This is a genomic window from Pseudomonas sp. B14(2022) (assembly GCF_012030485.1).
Taxonomy (GTDB): domain Bacteria; phylum Pseudomonadota; class Gammaproteobacteria; order Pseudomonadales; family Pseudomonadaceae; genus Aquipseudomonas.
Genome location: NZ_JAAUVM010000024.1, coordinates 26,870 through 44,466 on the forward strand (window position 1 = coordinate 26,870; position 17,597 = coordinate 44,466).

21 protein-coding genes are annotated in these 17,597 nt (G+C 56.9%); 18 read left to right on the plus strand and 3 right to left on the minus strand.

Going from position 1 to position 17,597, the window contains the following annotated elements; translation table 11 throughout:
• From rplF to bfr, 14 genes are all read left to right on the plus strand, one after another.
• A complete protein-coding gene (gene rplF, locus HCF10_RS26140) occupies positions 1-534 on the plus strand; it encodes a 50S ribosomal protein L6 (RefSeq protein ID WP_003176412.1) in 534 nt (177 codons plus the stop codon).
• A 10-nt stretch (positions 535-544) separates the two neighbouring features.
• Positions 545-895 carry a 50S ribosomal protein L18 gene (rplR, locus tag HCF10_RS26145; protein ID WP_003186037.1) on the plus strand — a complete coding sequence of 117 codons (351 nt, stop codon included), beginning with the start codon at positions 545-547 and terminating at the stop codon, positions 893-895.
• Between the two features lie 3 nt (positions 896-898).
• Entirely contained in the window at positions 899-1,399 is a 501-nt protein-coding gene (gene rpsE / locus HCF10_RS26150; RefSeq protein ID WP_003186035.1) for a 30S ribosomal protein S5, read from the plus strand.
• 2 nt (positions 1,400-1,401) lie between these two features.
• The gene (rpmD, locus tag HCF10_RS26155) at positions 1,402-1,578 is read left to right on the plus strand and encodes a 50S ribosomal protein L30 (RefSeq protein ID WP_003176408.1); all 177 of its coding nucleotides are present in this window, start codon (positions 1,402-1,404) and stop codon (positions 1,576-1,578) included.
• Positions 1,579-1,581: 3 nt separating this feature from the next.
• Positions 1,582-2,019 carry a 50S ribosomal protein L15 gene (rplO, locus tag HCF10_RS26160; RefSeq protein WP_003176407.1) on the plus strand — a complete coding sequence of 146 codons (438 nt, stop codon included), beginning with the start codon at positions 1,582-1,584 and terminating at the stop codon, positions 2,017-2,019.
• A complete protein-coding gene (secY, locus tag HCF10_RS26165; protein ID WP_003176406.1) occupies positions 2,020-3,348 on the plus strand; it encodes a preprotein translocase subunit SecY in 1,329 nt (442 codons plus the stop codon).
• A 27-nt stretch (positions 3,349-3,375) separates the two neighbouring features.
• On the plus strand, positions 3,376-3,492 hold the full coding sequence (gene rpmJ, locus HCF10_RS26170; RefSeq protein WP_002555468.1) for a 50S ribosomal protein L36: 117 nt from the start codon (positions 3,376-3,378) through the stop codon (positions 3,490-3,492).
• A gap of 129 nt (positions 3,493-3,621) precedes the next feature.
• Positions 3,622-3,978, plus strand: a complete 357-nt coding sequence (gene rpsM, locus HCF10_RS26175; RefSeq protein WP_024077676.1) for a 30S ribosomal protein S13 — start codon at positions 3,622-3,624, stop codon at positions 3,976-3,978.
• 30 nt (positions 3,979-4,008) lie between these two features.
• On the plus strand, positions 4,009-4,398 hold the full coding sequence (rpsK, locus tag HCF10_RS26180) for a 30S ribosomal protein S11 (RefSeq protein ID WP_002555466.1): 390 nt from the start codon (positions 4,009-4,011) through the stop codon (positions 4,396-4,398).
• Between the two features lie 18 nt (positions 4,399-4,416).
• Positions 4,417-5,037 (plus strand): 30S ribosomal protein S4, encoded by a 621-nt coding sequence (gene rpsD, locus HCF10_RS26185; RefSeq protein WP_003176404.1) that lies wholly within the window; start codon positions 4,417-4,419, stop codon positions 5,035-5,037.
• A 22-nt stretch (positions 5,038-5,059) separates the two neighbouring features.
• Complete coding sequence (locus HCF10_RS26190) at positions 5,060-6,061, plus strand: DNA-directed RNA polymerase subunit alpha (protein ID WP_003176403.1); 1,002 nt, start codon at positions 5,060-5,062, stop codon at positions 6,059-6,061.
• Positions 6,062-6,102: 41 nt separating this feature from the next.
• Complete coding sequence (gene rplQ, locus HCF10_RS26195; RefSeq protein WP_003176402.1) at positions 6,103-6,489, plus strand: 50S ribosomal protein L17; 387 nt, start codon at positions 6,103-6,105, stop codon at positions 6,487-6,489.
• 243 nt (positions 6,490-6,732) lie between these two features.
• Positions 6,733-8,181, plus strand: coding sequence for a catalase (locus tag HCF10_RS26200; RefSeq protein ID WP_145336808.1), 1,449 nt, complete (start codon positions 6,733-6,735; stop codon positions 8,179-8,181).
• Between the two features lie 155 nt (positions 8,182-8,336).
• The gene (gene bfr / locus HCF10_RS26205) at positions 8,337-8,801 is read left to right on the plus strand and encodes a bacterioferritin (RefSeq protein ID WP_032884537.1); all 465 of its coding nucleotides are present in this window, start codon (positions 8,337-8,339) and stop codon (positions 8,799-8,801) included.
• A 65-nt stretch (positions 8,802-8,866) separates the two neighbouring features.
• On the opposite strand, the gene uvrA is transcribed toward bfr, so the two are convergent.
• Positions 8,867-11,701 carry an excinuclease ABC subunit UvrA gene (gene uvrA, locus HCF10_RS26210; protein ID WP_065925355.1) on the minus strand — a complete coding sequence of 945 codons (2,835 nt, stop codon included), beginning with the start codon at positions 11,699-11,701 and terminating at the stop codon, positions 8,867-8,869.
• Positions 11,702-11,879: 178 nt separating this feature from the next.
• Between uvrA and HCF10_RS26215 the strand changes: the two genes are divergently transcribed.
• Positions 11,880-13,274, plus strand: a complete 1,395-nt coding sequence (locus HCF10_RS26215; RefSeq protein ID WP_131700340.1) for an MFS transporter — start codon at positions 11,880-11,882, stop codon at positions 13,272-13,274.
• A 9-nt stretch (positions 13,275-13,283) separates the two neighbouring features.
• On the plus strand, positions 13,284-13,799 hold the full coding sequence (locus HCF10_RS26220) for a single-stranded DNA-binding protein (protein WP_003232445.1): 516 nt from the start codon (positions 13,284-13,286) through the stop codon (positions 13,797-13,799).
• 82 nt (positions 13,800-13,881) lie between these two features.
• Here the strand turns inward: HCF10_RS26220 and HCF10_RS26225 are convergent, their stop codons facing one another.
• Entirely contained in the window at positions 13,882-14,706 is an 825-nt protein-coding gene (locus HCF10_RS26225; protein WP_131700339.1) for an alpha/beta fold hydrolase, read from the minus strand.
• A 343-nt stretch (positions 14,707-15,049) separates the two neighbouring features.
• On the opposite strand from HCF10_RS26225, the gene tam reads away from it, so the two are divergent.
• Complete coding sequence (gene tam, locus HCF10_RS26230) at positions 15,050-15,811, plus strand: trans-aconitate 2-methyltransferase (RefSeq protein ID WP_145336804.1); 762 nt, start codon at positions 15,050-15,052, stop codon at positions 15,809-15,811.
• 21 nt (positions 15,812-15,832) lie between these two features.
• On the opposite strand, the gene HCF10_RS26235 is transcribed toward tam, so the two are convergent.
• Positions 15,833-16,396 carry a cysteine hydrolase family protein gene (locus HCF10_RS26235; RefSeq protein WP_131700337.1) on the minus strand — a complete coding sequence of 188 codons (564 nt, stop codon included), beginning with the start codon at positions 16,394-16,396 and terminating at the stop codon, positions 15,833-15,835.
• A 96-nt stretch (positions 16,397-16,492) separates the two neighbouring features.
• On the opposite strand from HCF10_RS26235, the gene HCF10_RS26240 reads away from it, so the two are divergent.
• Positions 16,493-17,452, plus strand: coding sequence for a GlxA family transcriptional regulator (locus HCF10_RS26240; RefSeq protein WP_167656704.1), 960 nt, complete (start codon positions 16,493-16,495; stop codon positions 17,450-17,452).
• The last annotated feature ends 145 nt before the right edge of the window (positions 17,453-17,597 follow it).

Here is a 17,597-nt window from a genome sequence, read left to right on the forward strand (position 1 = left end):
ATGTCTCGCGTCGCTAAGAACCCCGTTAAGCTGCCAGCCGGTGTCGAAGTCAAATTCGCAGGCCAACAGCTTTCGGTGAAGGGTGCCAAGGGCACTCTTGAACTGAATATCCATTCGTCCGTTGAGATCGTTGAAGAAGCTGGTGAGCTGCGTTTCGCTGCTCGCAATGGCGATCAACAAACTCGCGCAATGGCTGGTACCACGCGTGCGTTGGTAAACAACATGGTCCAAGGCGTAAGCCAAGGCTTCGAGCGTAAGCTCCAGCTGGTCGGTGTTGGTTACAAAGCGCAAGCAAAAGGCACGGTTTTGAACCTGGCCCTTGGCTTCTCGCACCCAGTGGATTACGAACTGCCGGAAGGCATCACCGCTGAGACTCCTAGCCAGACCGATATCCTGATCAAGGGCATCGATAAGCAACTGGTAGGTCAAGTGGCTGCTGAGATCCGCGACTTCCGTCCACCAGAGCCGTACAAAGGCAAAGGTGTGCGCTACGCGGACGAAGTCGTCCGTCGTAAAGAAGCCAAGAAGAAGTAGGGCATAGCAAATGACCGACAAAAAAGTTACTCGACTGCGTCGCGCTCGCAAAGCACGCCTGAAAATGCACGAACTCGAAGTCGTGCGTCTCTGCGTGTTCCGCTCGTCGCAGCACATCTACGCCCAGGTCATCTCGGCCGACGGCAACAAAGTCTTGGCCAGCGCCTCGACTTTGGATAAAGAACTGCGTGATGGTGCCACTGGCAACATCGACGCGGCCACAAAGGTTGGCCAGCTGGTCGCTACGCGTGCTAAGGCCGCCGGCGTCTCGCAAGTGGCTTTCGACCGCTCTGGCTTCAAGTACCACGGCCGCGTTAAAGCGCTGGCTGATGCTGCTCGTGAAGCTGGGCTGGAGTTCTAAGTTATGTCAAATAACGACCAAAAGCGCGACGAAGGCTACATTGAGAAGCTGGTTCAAGTTAACCGCGTAGCCAAAACCGTTAAAGGCGGCCGTATCTTCACTTTCACCGCGTTGACCGTGGTTGGTGATGGTAAAGGGCGCGTTGGCTTCGGCCGTGGCAAGTCACGTGAAGTGCCTGCTGCGATCCAGAAGGCAATGGAAGCTGCTCGTCGCAACATGATCCAAGTTGATCTGAACGGCACCACGCTGCAGTACGCAATGAAGTCCGCTCACGGCGCTTCGAAGGTGTACATGCAGCCTGCTTCTGAAGGTACCGGTATCATCGCTGGCGGCGCTATGCGTGCTGTCCTCGAGGTTGCTGGTGTTCAGAACGTTCTGGCCAAGTGCTATGGCTCGACTAACCCGGTAAACGTGGTTCACGCCACTTTCAAAGGTTTGAAAGCTATGCAATCTCCTGAATCCATTGCCGCCAAGCGTGGCAAAAGCGTCAAGGAGATCTTCTGATCATGGCTACCGTTAAAGTAACGCTGATCAAAAGCATGACCGGCCGCATCCCTAACCACAAATTGTGCGTTAAGGGTTTGGGTCTGCGTCGCATCGGTCACACTGTAGAAGTCCAGGATACTCCCGAGAATCGCGGGATGATCAACAAGGCTTACTACATGCTGCGTGTCGAGGGTTAATCGATGAAACTCAATGATCTGAGTCCAGCGCCGGGTTCCCGTCGCGAAAAGCATCGTCCGGGCCGTGGTATCGGTAGCGGTTTGGGTAAGACTGGTGGCCGTGGCCACAAAGGTCAAACCTCCCGCTCCGGTGGCACCATTGCTCCAGGCTTTGAAGGCGGTCAACAGCCGCTGCATCGTCGCCTGCCTAAGTTCGGTTTCGTTTCCCTGAAGGCCATGGACCGCGCAGAAGTGCGTCTGTCCGAGCTGGCTAAAGTGGAAGGCGACATCGTTACTGTGCAGACCCTGAAAGATGCCAACGTGATCAACGTCAACGTACAGCGTGTGAAAATCATGCTGTCCGGTGAAGTGACTCGCGCTGTCACTATCGGCAAGGGAATCGGCGCCACCAAAGGTGCGCGTTCGGCTATCGAAGCAGCTGGCGGCAAGTTCGAGGAATAAATGGCTAAGCAAGGTGCTCTCTCAGCGCTCGGCAAAGGCGGTATGTCTGAACTTTGGGCTCGTCTGCGTTTTCTGTTCCTGGCGATTATCGTCTACCGAATAGGCGCACACATCCCGGTTCCAGGTATCAACCCGGACCGACTCGCAGACCTGTTTCGACAGAATGAGGGGACCATTCTTAGCTTGTTCAACATGTTTTCTGGCGGCGCGCTGGAACGGATGAGCATTTTTGCACTGGGGATCATGCCGTACATCTCGGCATCGATCATCATGCAACTGATGACCGCCGTCAGCCCGCAGCTGGAGCAGTTGAAGAAGGAAGGTGAAGCTGGCCGTCGCAAGATTAGCCAGTACACCCGCTACGGCACTGTCATCCTCGCCCTGGTTCAAGCTATCGGCATGTCCGTTGGCTTGGCGGGGCAGGGTGTTGCGTTCACTGGTGACTTTGGCTTCCATTTCGTCGCGGTATCCACTTTTGTGGCTGGTGCGATGTTCATGATGTGGCTGGGTGAGCAGATTACTGAGCGTGGTGTTGGTAACGGTATCTCGATGTTGATTTTCGCAGGTATCGTCGCCGGTCTTCCGAGAGCAATCGGGCAGTCTTTCGAGTCTGCGCGTCAGGGTGATATCAATATCTTTGCCCTGGTTGCCATCGGTTTGCTGGCAGTAGCGATTATCGGTTTTGTGGTGTTCATTGAGCGTGGCCAGCGTCGTATTGCTGTTCACTACGCCAAGCGTCAGCAGGGCCGTAAGGTTTTTGCTGCGCAGACCAGCCACTTGCCGCTGAAAGTGAATATGGCCGGTGTTATTCCGGCAATTTTCGCGAGCAGCATTTTGCTGTTTCCGGCTTCGTTGGGTACCTGGTTTGGTCAGTCTGAAAATATGGGCTGGCTGCAGGACCTCTCTCAGTCGATCGCTCCTGGTCAGCCGTTGAATATTCTGCTGTTTAGTGCAGGGATTATTTTCTTCTGCTTCTTCTATACGGCGTTGATGTTCAATCCGAAAGACGTAGCGGAAAACCTGAAGAAGTCCGGTGCCTTTATTCCGGGTATTCGTCCAGGTGAGCAGTCTGCACGCTACATTGATGGCGTTCTGACTCGTTTGACCCTGTTCGGTGCTCTATATATGACGGCCGTGTGCTTGTTGCCCCAGTTCCTGGTGGTTGCAGCAAACGTTCCGTTCTACCTTGGCGGGACCTCGTTGCTGATCGTGGTCGTGGTTGTGATGGACTTCATGTCCCAAGTACAATCGCACCTCGTTTCGCACCAGTACGAATCCCTGATGAAGAAAGCCAACCTGAAGGGTTACGGCAGCGGCATGTTGCGCTGAGTACCCATAAGGTTCGAGGAGTTGGTGATGAAAGTTCGTGCATCGGTGAAAAAGCTGTGCCGTAACTGCAAGATTATTCGCCGCGAAGGTGTTGTTCGAGTAATTTGCAGCGCGGAACCGCGTCACAAACAGCGCCAAGGCTGAGTGTGATCCGCTTGAAGCCCGGCAGCTAGTGCGCTGCCGGGTTGATTATTTGTTATTACAGCGATATTATCTCGCGCCCTATTTCTTGGCTTCCGGGGCGTAGGTAGCTGTCAATTGGAGTCCCACTGAATGGCCCGTATTGCAGGCGTTAACATTCCAGATAACAAGCACACTGTTATCTCGCTGACCTACATCTATGGTGTTGGTCGCACTACTGCGCAGAAGATTTGCGCGGTTGCTGGGGTAAACCCAGCCGCTAAGATCAAGGATCTGAGCGACGAGCAGATTGAATTGCTGCGTGGCGAAGTGGCGAAGTTCACCACTGAAGGTGACCTGCGTCGCGAAATCAACATGAAAATCAAGCGTTTGATGGACCTCGGTTGCTATCGCGGTCTGCGTCATCGTCGTGGTCTTCCAGTACGCGGTCAGCGTACCAAGACTAACGCGCGTACCCGTAAAGGTCCGCGTAAGCCGATCCGCAAGTAATCGCCCCAGCGAATCGACAGGAAAATTATCATGGCAAAACCTGCTGCTCGTCCTCGTAAAAAAGTTAAAAAGACAGTGGTTGATGGCATCGCCCACATCCATGCATCTTTTAACAACACCATCGTGACCATCACCGACCGTCAAGGTAACGCGCTTTCTTGGGCTACCTCCGGTGGTTCGGGTTTCCGCGGTTCCCGCAAGTCCACCCCGTTTGCTGCTCAAGTAGCTGCTGAACGTGCTGGTCAAGCTGCGCTGGAATATGGCCTGAAAAACCTCGACGTTAACGTCAAGGGTCCAGGTCCAGGTCGTGAGTCTGCTGTCCGTGCTTTGAACGGCTGTGGCTATAAGATCGCCAGCATCACCGACGTGACGCCAATCCCGCACAACGGGTGCCGTCCGCCGAAGAAGCGCCGCGTGTAATCCAGGAGATTGTAAAGAATGGCTCGTTACATTGGTCCAAAATGCAAACTCGCTCGTCGCGAAGGCACCGATCTCTTCCTGAAGAGCGGCGTGCGCGCGATCGAATCGAAGTGCAACATTGAAGCAGCACCTGGTATCCACGGCCAACGCCGCGGTCGCCAGTCCGATTACGGCACCCAACTGCGTGAAAAGCAGAAGGTCCGTCGTATCTACGGCGTTCTCGAGCGTCAGTTCAGCGGCTACTACAAAGAAGCTGCTGGCAAGAAAGGTGCAACCGGTGAAAACCTGCTGCAACTGCTCGAATGCCGTCTGGACAACGTTGTATACCGTATGGGCTTTGGTTCGACTCGTGCCGAATCCCGTCAGCTGGTATCGCACAAGTCGATCAGCGTTAACGGTCAGACCGTAAACGTTCCGTCCTACCAGGTTCGTGCTGGTGACGTGGTCGCAGTTCGCGAGAAAGCAAAAAACCAACTTCGCATTGTCCAAGCTCTCGATCTGTGTGCCCAACGTGGCCGCGTAGAATGGGTAGAAGTAGACACTGAGAAGAAGTCGGGCGTTTTCAAGAACGTTCCTGCTCGCAGTGATCTGTCCGCCGACATCAACGAAAGCCTGATTGTCGAGCTCTACTCCAAGTAAGGGCTAGAAAATAGGTGCATCCATGCAGATTTCGGTAAATGAGTTCCTGACACCCCGCCACATTGATGTGCAGGTTGTCAGTCCAACCCGCGCCAAGATCACTCTCGAGCCTCTCGAGCGTGGTTTTGGCCACACCCTGGGCAACGCGCTGCGCCGCATCCTGTTGTCCTCAATGCCCGGCTGTGCAGTAGTCGAGGCCGAGATTGACGGTGTGCTCCACGAGTACAGCGCCATCGAAGGTGTACAGGAAGACGTAATTGAAATCCTGTTGAACCTTAAAGGTCTGGCTATCAAGCTGCACGGCCGTGACGAAGTTACGCTGACCTTGTCGAAGAAGGGTTCGGGGGTGGTTACCGCTGCCGATATTCAGCTGGATCATGATGTCGAGATCGTTAACCCCGATCACGTAATCGCTAACCTGGCGTCTAACGGCGCCCTGAACATGAAGCTCACCGTAGCTCGTGGTCGTGGTTATGAACCGGCCGACTCGCGTCAGAGCGATGAAGACGAAAGCCGCAGCATTGGTCGCTTGCAGCTTGACTCTTCGTTCAGCCCGGTTCGCCGTATCGCATACGTGGTGGAAAACGCCCGTGTCGAGCAGCGTACTAACCTGGACAAGCTGGTTATTGATCTGGAAACCAACGGTACTCTGGATCCTGAAGAGGCTATCCGCCGCGCTGCAACCATTCTGCAACAGCAGTTGGCTGCGTTCGTCGACCTCAAAGGTGACAGCGAACCAGTGGTAATCGAGCAGGAAGACGAGATCGATCCGATCCTGCTTCGCCCGGTTGACGATCTGGAACTGACTGTACGTTCGGCTAACTGCCTTAAGGCGGAAAACATTTACTACATCGGCGACCTGATTCAGCGTACCGAAGTAGAACTGTTGAAGACTCCGAACCTGGGCAAGAAATCCTTGACTGAAATCAAGGACGTTCTGGCCTCCCGCGGTCTGTCCCTCGGCATGCGCCTCGACAACTGGCCGCCTGCAAGTCTTAAGAAGGACGACAAGGCGACTGCCTGATCGTCGTAATCACCGAACGTGAGTTTGGTAAGGAATGAACCATGCGTCATCGTAAAAGTGGTCGTCACCTGAGCCGTACCAGCTCGCACCGCAAGGCCATGTTTCAAAACATGGCGGTGTCGCTGTTCGAGCACGAGCTGATCAAAACTACACTGCCGAAAGCTAAAGAACTGCGTCGCGTTGCTGAGCCGCTGATCACTTTGGCCAAGACAGACAGCCTGGCTAACCGCCGTCTGGCTTTCGACCGTACTCGTTCGAAAGCTATCGTTGGTAAGCTCTTCAACGACCTGGGCAAGCGTTACGCTACCCGTGAGGGTGGCTACCTGCGCATCCTCAAGTGCGGTTTCCGCGCTGGCGACAACGCGCCTATGGCGTACGTCGAGTTGGTTGATCGTGCTACTGCTGGCGAAGCTGTAAGCGCCGAGTAAGACGACAAGCTGTAACTAAGAACCGGGCCCAGTGCCCGGTTTTTTGTGGGTGTAGCAAAAGCGATCTATATTTTTCAGGTCGCTGCCGACTTTCCTAAGCTCCCAATTTTGTACTGGTGGTTGGTTAGTTATTCTCTATCAAAGACCATGATTTAATAAATTTGATGGTGTCATCTTGATCGGCAATACTTCCTCCAGGCCGATTAGCCGGCAGTTCCAAGTCCGACCTGAGGAAAATTGAGCATGAGCCAGAATAAAATCCTTACCACCGCCAGCGGCGCTCCCGTTGCGGACAACCAGAATTCCCGTTCAGCCGGCCCGCGCGGCCCGCTGCTTCTTGACGATTTTCACCTGATCGAGAAGCTTGCCCATTTCAACCGCGAAAACATCCCTGAGCGTCGCGTGCACGCCAAGGGGTCGGGTGCCTACGGTACCTTCACGGTCACCCGAGACATTACCCAGTACACCAGCGCCAAATTGTTCGAGTCCGTTGGTAAGCAAACTCCAACGTTCCTGCGTTTCTCCACTGTGGGTGGTGAGCGTGGTTCGGCAGACACTGAGCGCGATCCCCGTGGTTTTGCCTTGAAGTTCTACACCGAAGAAGGCAATTGGGACATCGTGGGTAACAACACGCCGGTGTTCTTCATACGCGATCCGCTGAAATTCCCAGATTTCATCCATACTCAGAAGCGCTTGCCGCAAAGTAACCTGAAAAGCGCGCAAATGATGTGGGACTTCTGGTCGCACTCTCCCGAAGCGCTGCATCAGGTCACCATTCTGTTTTCGGACCGTGGCATTCCCGATGGCTACCGTCATATGCACGGCTTTGGTAGCCACACCTACAGCTTGATTAACGCCAACGGCGAGCGGCACTGGGTGAAGTGGCACTACAAGACCAAGCAAGGTATCAAGAACCTGGCGCCGGCTGAGGCTGCACGCTTGGCCGGTACCGATCCTGATTATGCCCAGCGTGATCTGTTTGGTGCGATCGAGCGTGGTGACTTCCCGAAATGGCGGGTTTGCATCCAGATCATGACCGAAGCCCAAGCTAATGCTCATTACGAGAATCCGTTTGATGTGACCAAAACCTGGTCGCAGAAAGAGTTTCCGTTGATTGAAGTGGGCGAGTTGGAGCTTAACCGTAACCCGCAGAACTACTTCGCTGAAGTGGAGCAGGCAGCATTCGGTCCAAGCAACATGGTTCCAGGTGTTGGCTTATCGCCAGACCGCATGCTGCAAGGCCGCGTATTCGCTTACGCAGATGCTCACCGCTACCGAGTGGGTACCAACCACCAGCAACTGCCGGTGAACGCTGCACGCAGCCCGGTGAACAGCTACCAGCGTGATGGCTCGATGGCATTTGGCAGCAATGGTGGTGCGACTCCGAACTACGAACCGAACAGCTACGCCGAAGCACCAAAGCAAGCGCCTCAGTACGCCGAGCCAGCGTTGGCTTTGAGCGGTGCAGCTGATCGTTACGATCACCGTGAAGACACCGACTACTACAGCCATGCCGGTGCGCTGTTCCGCCTGATGAGCGATGAGCAGAAGACATTGCTCACCAGCAACATCGCGGGGGCAATGGGCGGAGTTTCCAGTGATGTGGTCCAGCGTCAATTGCAGCACTTCTATAAGGCAGATCCTGCTTATGGAGAAGCAATCGCAAAGGCACTGGGTGTATCGCTTAACTGACTCTAAACGATAAGCAGAACCGCCCTCATTTGGGCGGTTTTTGCGTTATTTCAGCTACTTTTCTCCGGAAATCTTCACTTTTCTGCCGTTAGTCCAGTGACCTCCGAGTCATCATGGTTCAAACTACAGACTTTCAAGCAGGGAGATGTAGAGCGATGCAAGGTCACCCCGACGTAATCGATTACCTCAACACGTTGCTGACGGGCGAACTGGCCGCTCGTGACCAATATTTCATCCACTCGCGCATGTACGAAGACTGGGGTTTTACCGAACTCTACGAGCGTATCAACCACGAAATGGAAGAAGAGGCACAGCACGCCGATGCACTGATGCGCCGTATCCTGATGCTCGAAGGCACGCCACGTATGCGTCCCGACGACCTGGACGTGGGCACCAGCGTACCTGATATGCTCGCAGCCGATCTTCGCCTTGAATACAAAGTGCGTGCCGCGCTCTGCAAGGGCATCGAGCTCTGCGAGCAGCACAGCGACTTCGTCACGCGGGAAATCCTGCGCGTGCAGTTGAACGATACCGAAGAAGATCACACCTACTGGCTGGAAAAGCAGCTGGGCCTGATCAAGTTGGTGGGGCTGGAGAATTACCTGCAATCGCAGTTCTGATTTCCGGCTACAAAAAAGCCCCTGTCACCTCAGCAGTGACAGGGGCTTTTTATTGAGCCTTGATATCAGGCCCGGTCGCGCGCCAGCAATGGTTTCAAGTAATAACCAGTATGCGATTGCGGCATCTCGGAGACCTGCTCCGGGGTACCTACGGCAATGATCTGGCCACCCTTGGATCCGCCTTCCGGCCCTAGATCAACCAGCCAGTCGGCGGTCTTGATCACATCGAGGTTATGCTCGATCACCACCACGGTGTTGCCGTGGTCTCGCAAGCGGTGCAACACGTCCAGCAGCTGCTGAATATCCGCGAAGTGCAGGCCGGTTGTTGGTTCATCCAGGATATACAAGGTCTTGCCCGTATCGCGTTTGGACAGCTCGCGAGACAGCTTCACCCGCTGCGCCTCACCACCGGACAACGTAGTCGCCGACTGTCCCAGCTTGATATACGACAGACCCACATCCATCAATGTCTGCAGCTTGCGCGCCAACGCCGGGACTGCGTCGAAGAACACTCGAGCTTCCTCGATGGTCATCTCAAGGGTTTCATGGATACTCTTGCCCTTGTACTTGATCTCCAGGGTTTCGCGGTTATAACGCTTGCTCTTGCACACATCGCACGGTACGTAGATGTCCGGGAGGAAGTGCATCTCCACCTTGATCAAGCCGTCGCCCTGGCACGCTTCGCAACGCCCGCCCTTGACGTTGAAAGAGAACCGGCCAGGACCGTAGCCCCGAGAACGGGATTCCGGCACGCCAGCGAACAGTTCCCTAATTGGCGTGAACAGCCCGGTATAGGTAGCCGGGTTGGAGCGCGGTGTGCGGCCAATCGGGCTCTGGTCAATATCGACCACCTTGTCCAGGTGTTCCAGGCCCTTAATGCTGTCGTGCGCGGCTGCTTCCAGGGTAGTGGCGCCGTTCAAGGCGGTGGCACTCAGGGGGAACAATGTGTTGTTGATCAGCGTCGACTTGCCTGAGCCGGAAACACCGGTCACGCAGGTCAGCAGGCCCAGCGGAATTTCCAAGTCTACATTGCGCAAATTGTTGCCGCGCGCGCCCTTGAGGTGTAATGCCATCTTCTTGTTGCGTGGTGTGCGCTTGGCTGGCACTGCGATTTTCACGCGGCCAGACAGGTACTTGCCGGTCAACGAGTCGGGGTGTGCCATTACCTCGGCAGGCGTGCCTTCGGCGACAATATGCCCACCATGCACGCCGGCGCCTGGGCCAATGTCGACCACGTAGTCCGCCAGGCGAATCGCGTCTTCATCGTGCTCGACCACGATCACCGTGTTGCCGATGTCCCGCAGGTGTTTCAACGTGCCCAGAAGGCGATCGTTATCGCGCTGGTGCAAACCAATCGATGGTTCATCGAGGATGTACAACACCCCCACCAGGCCGGCACCAATCTGGCTGGCCAGGCGAATCCGCTGCGCTTCACCGCCGGACAAGGTGTCGGCACTGCGGTCCAGGGATAGATAATCCAGGCCGACGTTAACCAGGAACTGCAAGCGCTCGCGAATTTCCTTGAGGATCTTGTCGGCAATTTCCCCTCGTCGTCCGGTCAGCTTCAGTACACCAAAGTATTCGCAGGCATCGCCGATCGGCAGGTTGGTCACCGCGGGCAAGGTTTTTTCGCCGACCCACACATGCCGCGCTTCACGACGCAGGCGAGTGCCCCGGCAATCCGGACAAGGTTGAGTGCTGAGGAATTTCGCCAGCTCTTCGCGCACGCTTGCCGATTCAGTCTCACGGTAGCGCCGCTCCAAGTTCGGCACGATACCTTCGAACGGGTGGGAGCGCTTGACGATGTCGCCACGGTCGTTCAGGTACTTGAAGTCGACGTTCTGCGAGCCACTGCCATTGAGGATGACCTTCTGCTGATCTGCCGGCAGTTGGTTGAATGGCACTTCAAGGCTGAACTTGTAGTGAGACGCCAACGATCCCAGCATCTGGAAATAGTAGACGTTACGCCTGTCCCAGCCGCGTATCGCTCCCTCCGCCAACGTCAGGTCGCCGTTGACCAGGCGCTTGATGTCGAAGAATTGCTTCACGCCCAGGCCATCGCAGGTCGGACAGGCGCCGGCCGGGTTGTTGAAGGAGAACAGCTTGGGTTCCAGCTCACTGATGGCGTGGCCACAGATCGGGCAGGCAAAGCGTGCGGAGAAGATGATCTCCTCGCCCGGCTCGTCATCCATCGGCGCCACCAGGGCTATACCGTCTGCCAGCTTCAACGCGGTCTCGAACGATTCCGCCAGACGCTGCTGCAGGTCGGCCCGTACCTTGAAGCGATCGACCACTACATCAATCGAGTGCTTCTTCTGCTTGTCGAGTTTCGGCGCTTCGTCCAGCTCATACAGCTTGCCGTTGATGCGCGCACGTACAAAGCCCTGTGCACGCAGCTCTTCGAATACAGAGAGATGTTCGCCCTTACGCTCGCGAATCACCGGCGCCAGCAGCATCAGCTTGGCGCCTTCCGGCTGGGCCAGCACCAGGTCGACCATCTGGCTGACGGTCTGGGCCTCCAGCGGAATGTCGTGGTCCGGGCAGCGAGGGATGCCTACCCGCGCGTACAGCAGGCGCAGATAGTCGTAGATTTCGGTGATGGTGCCCACGGTAGAACGCGGGTTATGGGAGGTCGACTTCTGTTCGATGGAAATCGCCGGCGACAGGCCTTCAATGGTGTCGACGTCTGGCTTTTCCATCATCGACAGGAACTGACGGGCATAGGCCGACAGCGATTCCACATAACGACGCTGACCTTCGGCATACAGCGTATCGAACGCCAGGGACGATTTGCCGGAGCCGGACAAGCCGGTGATGACGATCAGTTTGTCCCGGGGCAGGGTCAGGTCGATGTTCTTCAGGTTGTGGGTTCTAGCCCCACGAATCAGGATCTTGTCCAAGATGGCCTCGCACGGCGGGCGTAAATAATGCCGGAGTATACGGCTAAAGACTGGATGAATATACACTGTCAAAAGGCCGCTTGCAGCCTTACATGAAAGCTGCGCGGCAAAGCGCCGCATATACCCTCTCAATCGATGGGACTGGTAGAATCGCCGCCGGTTCACACGAGGTTTTTCCATGCACGATCCCCACAGCGAACGCATGAGTAGCGGCGAGACCCGAGCAGCAAGCGGTCTGGCCCTGGTGTTCGCGTTCCGTATGCTTGGCATGTTCATGGTGTTGCCGGTACTGGCGACCTATGGAATGGATCTGGCAGGCGCGACTCCCGCGCTGATCGGCTTGGCCATTGGCGCCTATGGCCTGACCCAGGCGATTTTTCAGATTCCGTTCGGAATCATTTCCGACCGCATTGGCCGGCGCCCGGTGATTTACCTCGGGCTGATCGTCTTCGCCCTCGGCAGCGTGCTCGCGGCACAATCCGATTCGATCTGGGGCGTAATTGCCGGACGCATCCTGCAAGGTGCAGGGGCGATTTCCGCTGCCGTCATGGCGCTGCTGTCCGACCTGACCCGTGAGCAACACCGCACCAAGGCCATGGCCATGATCGGCATGACCATCGGCCTGTCGTTCGCCGTGGCCATGGTCGTCGGCCCGTTGCTGACACGTGCCTTTGGCTTGCACGGCTTGTTCCTTGCCACCGGCGGCATGGCATTGTTCGGGATCGTGATCGTGGCCTTCATGGTGCCGAGCTCCACCGGCACGTTGCAGCACCGTGAGTCGGGCGTTGCACGCAAGGCACTATTGCCGACGCTCAAGCACCCGGACCTGTTGCGCCTGGACTTAGGTATCTTCGTATTACACGCAATGCTGATGTGCAGCTTCGTCGCCTTGCCCCTGGCGCTGGTGGAAAAAGCCGGGCTGCCCAAGGAACAGCACTGGTGGGTCTACCTCACCGCACTGCTGATTTCGTTCTTCGCCATGATCCCGTTCATCATCTATGGCGAGAAGAAACGCAAAATGAAACGAGTTTTGCTCGGCGCCGTCACGACATTAATGCTCACTGAACTATTCTTCTGGCAGTTCGGCGACAGCCTACGGGCGCTGGTTATCGGCACGGTGGTGTTCTTCACCGCGTTCAACCTGCTGGAGGCTTCATTGCCTTCGCTGATCAGTAAGGTTTCACCGGCCGGTGGCAAGGGCACTGCGATGGGGGTGTATTCCACCAGCCAGTTCCTTGGCTCGGCGTTGGGCGGCATCATGGGCGGCTGGATGTTCCAGCATGGCGGTCTGTCGGTTGTGTTCCTCGGATGCGCCGGGCTGGCTGCACTTTGGTTGGCCTTTGCTGTTACCATGCGCGAACCTCCCTACGTCACAAGTCTGCGTTTGCCGCTATCGCCTGAGGCGATCCGTGAAAGCGGTCTGGTAGAGCGCCTGAAGGCCGTCGTAGGGGTAACGGATGCCGTCGTGGTCGCGGAAGAGGCGGCCATTTACATCAAATTGGACACCGAATTATTGGATCGCGCGACGCTCGAGCAACTGGTCAACCCAGTGCCGACAGCGCGCCCAGCATAGGAGAACGTTATGGCCCGTGGGGTTAACAAAGTCATATTGGTCGGTACATGCGGCCAGGATCCCGAAGTTCGCTACTTGCCTAACGGTAACGCCGTGACCAACCTGAGTCTGGCGACCAGCGAACAGTGGACCGACAAGCAAACCGGCCAGAAGGTCGAGAAAACCGAGTGGCACCGTGTGTCGATGTTCGGCAAGGTGGCAGAGATCGCCGGTGAGTACCTGCGCAAAGGTTCGCAGGTCTACATCGAAGGCAAGCTGCAAACCCGCGAGTGGGAAAAAGACGGCATCAAACGTTACACCACTGAAATTGTGGTCGACATGCAAGGCACCATGCAACTGCTGGGCGGCCGTCCACAGGGCGACCAACAAGGCCAGGGTGGCATGTCCAACTCGGCACCGCGCCCACAGCAGTCGCGTCCACAGCCAAGCCAGCAGCCACAGCGTGAGTCGCGCCCAGCGCCACAACAGGCCGCGCCGCAGCCAGCTCCAGATTTCGACAGCTTTGATGACGATATCCCGTTCTAGAGTCGTATCAAAGCTATTCGCTGCAAGCTGAAAAAAACCGCGCTGCCGACAAGGCCGCGCGGTTTTTTTGTATTGACGGCGCCTAACGCAGGGCGAAGGCCAGCATATCTGCGTTGACCCGCTGCTTGTGAGTGTCCGTCAAGCCATGAGGCGCGCGCGAGTAGATCAGCAGTTCGGAGTGCGGGATCAAGAAGTTAGTCTGCAACGCAGAAGCCTGTATCGGCACGATTTGATCGTCGCTGCCGTGGATGATGAGCGTGGGCATATTGAAGTGCTTCAAGTCCTCTCGGAAGTCGGTTTCCGAAAACGCTTTGATGCTATCAAAAGTATTTTTATGCCCGCCCATGACACCCTGCATCCAGAATGAATTGATCAAGCCCTGAGAGGATTCGACGCCCTCCCGGTTGAATCCGAAAAATGGGCCGCTGGCCAGATCAAGGTAGAGCTGCGAGCGGTTGGCTATGGAGTCGGCTCGCATGCCGTCGAAAACTTCAATGGGTGTCCCTTGGGGGTTGCTGACGGTTTTGAGCATCAGTGGCGTAACGGCGCAAATCAAACCCGCCTTGGCCACGCGCGCAGTGCCATGGCGAGCGATATACCGCGCGACTTCGCCGCCTCCGGTAGAAAACCCGAAAAGGATCACATCTGTCAGATCCAAGTGTTCGATCAGCTCCGCCAAATCATCTGCGTAATGGTCCATGTCATTGCCATCCCAGGGCTGGCTTGAACGGCCATGCCCACGGCGATCATGCGCAATGGCGCGAAAACCGTTATTGGCGAAATGCAGCATCTGCGACTCCCAGCTGTCGCTGCTCAGTGGCCACCCGTGACAGAACACAACGGGCTGACCGCTGCCCCAGTCCTTGTAATAAAGATCATTGCCTTCGCGAGTTTTCAGATAAGACATGGCATAGCTCCATGGATATGTGGATGAATTTGGCTGGTAAGGGCCAGAAAAATCGTCCATGGACACTACGCTGGCATTTTCACTAACGCCCCCTTGATGCCGAGTCTGCACGGGGCAAAAATGAGTTTAGCTCGGTTTTTCGAGCGACACTGCGGGAAAAAACCGTCTTCGGATGGTCGCCCTGCAACAGTTAAACGCCACTGAGGGGCATAGTGGTCGACGCCATGGCAGGTTTCTCATGCCCCACGCTTTCCAGGCAGGGAAGGCCAGCAATCCCGGAATTTGTTCTCATGACTACCAAGATTTAGGCTGTGGCCAACCTCTCAAAAGAAGGAAGTTCGTGATGACCTGGTCCGCCAAGCAGTACACGATGTTCGAACAACAGCGCACGCGCCCTGTCCGTGACCTGGTCGCGGCCATTCCCAATATGGTTGTGCGCACTGCGGTCGATCTGGGGTGTGGCCCCGGCAATTCCACGCAAGTATTGGCCGAGCGTTTCCCATTGGCGCAGGTCACCGGCATGGACAGTTCCGACGACATGTTGGACGACGCCCGCAAACGCCTGCCCGCGCTGAACTTTGAGCTGGCGGACATCGGTGCCTGGAGCCCGTCGCAGACATTCGACGTGATCCTCGCCAACGCCTCGCTGCAATGGCTGCCAAACCACGCCACGCTCTATCCGCATCTGGTCGACCAGTTGTCGCCTGGTGGCACGCTCGCCGTACAAACCCCAGACAACCTTAATGAACCCGCGCACCGGCTGGCGCGCGAAGTGGCAGCAGATGGCCCATGGGCGGCAAAGAACGGCGCGTTCCAACACAATGAGCGCCACTCGGCGAGCTACTACTACGAGTTGCTGAGCAAACACTGCAGCACCGTGGACGTATGGCGCACTACTTACCAGCACCCGTTGGCGGATCACGCGGCGGTGGTGGAGTGGTTCAAGGGCTCGGGCTTGCGACCCTTCCTCGCGCCACTGAACGATAGCGAAAAAGCCGCCTTCCTACAGGAATACCAGGCGCGGATTACACAGGCTTATCCAGCTCTAGAGGATGGCACCGTATTACTGCCCTTCCCGCGCCTGTTTATCATCGCGACCCGCTGACGGCACAGAAGCAAGCAGCGCTTACGCCGCTGCTGCTTGCGCCTTCAAATACTCATCCGCCGACACTACGCCCGCGTAGCCAAACGCCAACGACGCCATATACGCGCCATGCACCTGCGTCGCCGGAATCACCTGACCATTGAATTCCAGGTCGCGGGTGGCACACGCGTCATGAATCACCGTGACCTTGTAGCCAAGGTCCGCTGCCGCCCGCACCACCGCATCGACGCACATATGGCTCATGCTGCCGACTATCACCAGTTCGGTGATGCTGCGCTGCTCCAGCAGGGCGCGTAGATGGGTTTCGCGGAACGCATTCACGAAGTGTTTAAGCACCACCGGCTCGCTGCCCTCGTTCAGCACCTTGGGGTGCAAATAGGCGCCCTCAGAGTTCGGCGTGAAGAACGGTGCATCCTCGGAGGTGAACTCATGGCGCACATGAATCACCGCATCCCCGTTCTGGCGAAACGCCTGAAGCACCTGCGCAGCCTTGTCCGCTGCCGCTTCCACGCCATCGAGCGGCCACTTGCCTTGAGGGAAGTAGTCGTTCTGGATATCGATTAGGATGAGCGCTTGCTTGGCCATGGGTATTGCCTCGTGATGGGTGATGGGGCCCATTATCTTAGCTGGCGCCGACGCCGGGCATTGGCAGCACCGACAATAACAGGGGGAAAACTGACAATGGCCGTGGTTGAACTGGGCGTGTTGATTTATCAGGGGGCGCAACTGGCTGCCGTGCATGGTTTGACCGACCTGTTCGGCGTCGCCAACCGGATCGCCGCTGAGCATAAGTCTGCGCAGTTGCCGTTGTTGCGGGTCAGCCATTGGCAGGTGGACGCCAGTGGCAAGCCGACAAGGGGATTCGCCAGCCACTCCGGCCCTGACCAACCGATGATGGCCGTGCTGGTGCCACCGTCGATTGGTGAATTCACCGAAGAACAGGCGCCCCCTGCGTTGCTGGAGTGGATTCGCCAGCAACACGCGGCGGGCACCGTACTCGGGGGCGTGTGCATTGGCTCGATCCTGCTGGCGCGCAGTGGGCTGCTGGATGGGCGCAGCGCCACCACCCATTGGTCTTCCGCAAAGTCCTTTGCCGCGCGTTACCCGGCCGTGCGCCTGGAAGCGGATAAACCCATCGTCGATGACGGCGATCTGATCACGACGGCCGGGCTGATGGCCTGGTCCGAGCTGGGCCTGCGCCTCGTCGACCGCCTGATGGGCCCGAGCGTCGCCGCCGATACCGCGCGTTTCCTGGTGATCGAGCACAGCGACAGTGCCAGCCAATGCGGCAGTAACTTCGCGCCGATCCTCAGCCATGGCGACGCGGCCATCCTCAAGGTTCAGCATGGGTTGCAAGCTAGTGGCGCGGTGGACGTGTCCGTCGCCAGCATGGCGCAAGAGGCGGGGCTGGAGGAGCGCACCTTCCTGCGACGCTTCCGCAATGCTACCGGCTTGAAACCCACTGAATACTGCCAGCACCTGCGCGTGGGCAAGGCGCGGCAGATGCTGGAGTTTACCAACGGCACCATCGACCATATTGCCTGGACCGTGGGCTACCAGGACCCCAGCGCTTTTCGCGCCATTTTCAAAAAGATTACCGGATTGGCCCCCAGTGACTATCGCAGCCGGTTTGGCGTGTGAATCGTGCAGAACACCGTACGTTCAAGGTGTCGTCGTGCAGAATCAGGCAGGCCAACTGCCATCGTTTTTTCGACAACGGCTTGATTTTAAAAGCATCCTCTTTGAAACAACCTTGGCGTGATACCTGCAGCCTTCCCGCCACACA

Bases quoted from the DNA above. Each gene is read 5' to 3' on its own strand.
- rplQ (WP_003176402.1), top strand. From the start codon at position 6,103: ATGCGTCATCGTAAAAGTGGTCGTCACCTGAGCCGTACCAGCTCGCAC.
- rpsD (WP_003176404.1), top strand. From the start codon at position 4,417: ATGGCTCGTTACATTGGTCCAAAATGCAAACTCGCTCGTCGCGAAGGC.
- HCF10_RS26190 (WP_003176403.1), top strand. From the start codon at position 5,060: ATGCAGATTTCGGTAAATGAGTTCCTGACACCCCGCCACATTGATGTG.
- HCF10_RS26200 (WP_145336808.1), top strand. From the start codon at position 6,733: ATGAGCCAGAATAAAATCCTTACCACCGCCAGCGGCGCTCCCGTTGCG.
- rplR (WP_003186037.1), top strand. From the start codon at position 545: ATGACCGACAAAAAAGTTACTCGACTGCGTCGCGCTCGCAAAGCACGC.
- HCF10_RS26220 (WP_003232445.1), top strand. From the start codon at position 13,284: ATGGCCCGTGGGGTTAACAAAGTCATATTGGTCGGTACATGCGGCCAG.
- rpmD (WP_003176408.1), top strand. From the start codon at position 1,402: ATGGCTACCGTTAAAGTAACGCTGATCAAAAGCATGACCGGCCGCATC.
- rplF (WP_003176412.1), top strand. From the start codon at position 1: ATGTCTCGCGTCGCTAAGAACCCCGTTAAGCTGCCAGCCGGTGTCGAA.
- rplO (WP_003176407.1), top strand. From the start codon at position 1,582: ATGAAACTCAATGATCTGAGTCCAGCGCCGGGTTCCCGTCGCGAAAAG.
- rpmJ (WP_002555468.1), top strand. From the start codon at position 3,376: ATGAAAGTTCGTGCATCGGTGAAAAAGCTGTGCCGTAACTGCAAGATT.
- rpsK (WP_002555466.1), top strand. From the start codon at position 4,009: ATGGCAAAACCTGCTGCTCGTCCTCGTAAAAAAGTTAAAAAGACAGTG.
- bfr (WP_032884537.1), top strand. From the start codon at position 8,337: ATGCAAGGTCACCCCGACGTAATCGATTACCTCAACACGTTGCTGACG.
- rpsM (WP_024077676.1), top strand. From the start codon at position 3,622: ATGGCCCGTATTGCAGGCGTTAACATTCCAGATAACAAGCACACTGTT.
- HCF10_RS26235 (WP_131700337.1), bottom strand. From the start codon at position 16,396: ATGGCCAAGCAAGCGCTCATCCTAATCGATATCCAGAACGACTACTTC.
- HCF10_RS26240 (WP_167656704.1), top strand. From the start codon at position 16,493: ATGGCCGTGGTTGAACTGGGCGTGTTGATTTATCAGGGGGCGCAACTG.
- HCF10_RS26215 (WP_131700340.1), top strand. From the start codon at position 11,880: ATGCACGATCCCCACAGCGAACGCATGAGTAGCGGCGAGACCCGAGCA.
- secY (WP_003176406.1), top strand. From the start codon at position 2,020: ATGGCTAAGCAAGGTGCTCTCTCAGCGCTCGGCAAAGGCGGTATGTCT.
- HCF10_RS26225 (WP_131700339.1), bottom strand. From the start codon at position 14,706: ATGTCTTATCTGAAAACTCGCGAAGGCAATGATCTTTATTACAAGGAC.
- tam (WP_145336804.1), top strand. From the start codon at position 15,050: ATGACCTGGTCCGCCAAGCAGTACACGATGTTCGAACAACAGCGCACG.
- rpsE (WP_003186035.1), top strand. From the start codon at position 899: ATGTCAAATAACGACCAAAAGCGCGACGAAGGCTACATTGAGAAGCTG.